This is a genomic window from uncultured Campylobacter sp., assembly GCF_937890585.1.
In the GTDB taxonomy this organism is placed as follows: domain Bacteria; phylum Campylobacterota; class Campylobacteria; order Campylobacterales; family Campylobacteraceae; genus Campylobacter_A.
Genome location: NZ_CALACG010000050.1, coordinates 1 through 1446 on the forward strand (window position 1 = coordinate 1; position 1446 = coordinate 1446).

At 38.7% G+C, this 1446-nt stretch carries 1 protein-coding gene; it reads left to right on the forward strand.

Features of this window, described 5'->3' with window-relative positions:
• On the forward strand, nucleotides 1–1446 hold a 1446-nt coding region (gene ilvN / locus Q0296_RS01325), incomplete at both ends, for an acetolactate synthase small subunit (RefSeq protein ID WP_298035795.1).

Sequence of the window (1446 nt, forward strand, 5' to 3'; positions counted from 1 at the left end):
CTCCAAAACCGCTCAGGAGTACTCAACCGTTTCACAGGAGTCCTCTCACGTCGCCAAGTAAATATTGAAAGCATTTCGGTCGGTGCGACTGAAGATCCAAATGTTTCAAGGATTACCATTATTATTGATGTAACTTCTCATGATGAGGTAGAGCAAATCATCAAGCAACTCAACCGTCAGATTGATGTAATCCGTGTTCGTGATATTACTGATCATCCTCACTTAGAACGTGAAGTTATTTTGGTAAAAGTTTCAGCAACAATTGCTGTGGTTTTGGCGATATGTATGATGTGCTTTGTATTTTACATATCAAACGTTTTGGAACGTGAGATCAAGGAGGGAGTGAAAACCACCGTCAGGCAAAATGTTGCACTTGCGATGGACACAGTTGAGCTGTTTGATGAAGATAACGAAGACAATGCAAAACTCTCTATGCATATCTTAAAAGAGGCTTTGGGTAACATAAGAACCACTGGCCAAACTCAAAAGACAGAAAATGACGAAGCTTTAGAGATTGTCTCAGACAAAATGGGTCTACTAAACAACGACCACGAGATATCTGACAAGATCAAAAAGCTAACAAACGGCGGTATACCAACTATCTTTGCAAGATCAGGTAATGAATTTGCTGCTGTCTCTACCTCACTTTTACTAGATAATGGCAGTAGAGCGCTTGGTATGCTAAATAAAACGATCTATCCAAAGATGATGAATAAAGAGACGTATGTGGGGCCTCTAAACATTTTTGGTAGAAACTATATGTGCGTTTACGAGCCAGTTATCGAAAAAGGCGAGGTCGTAGCTGTTTTATTTATAGGTTATGACTTTACTGAGGGTCTAGAAGACCTTCAAAAAACAATGGCACAAATGAAGCTAGGCGAGCATGGATACTTCTCTATCTTTAACACAAAAACTAATAAATTTGAGATCCACCCAACTCAAGCTGGCAAAGAGCTAAGTAGTGATGTTAAAGCTGCTATGGATAAGATCGTAAAAGAAAAAGAGGGTGTTGAGTTAGCTAATACTGGTGGTGTTGAGCGTATAGTTGCGTTTGAACCATTTGATAAGCTAAACTGGATAGTGCTTGGCTCAGCTGTGACCGATGACTTCTTAACACCTCTAAAAGTAGTTAGTAAAAACTTCATCATAGCAAGCATCATAGTTACTTTGCTCTTGATCGTTGTTTGTATATTCTTACTTAAAAAGATGGTTGCAAATCCTATCGATAAACTAGGTGCAAATTTAAATGCTATAACATCTGACTTTACAATTAAAATTCCAATCTACGGCAAAGATGAGATAGCAAAGATCAGCAATGATATAAATAACTTCATAGAGCGCATAAGAGCATTAATAAGTGACACCAAGCATCTTTCAAGCGAAAACAGCTCAGTAGCAAACGAGCTAAGCTCTACCTCTCTTCAAACAGGCAAGCGCGTAGAAGAA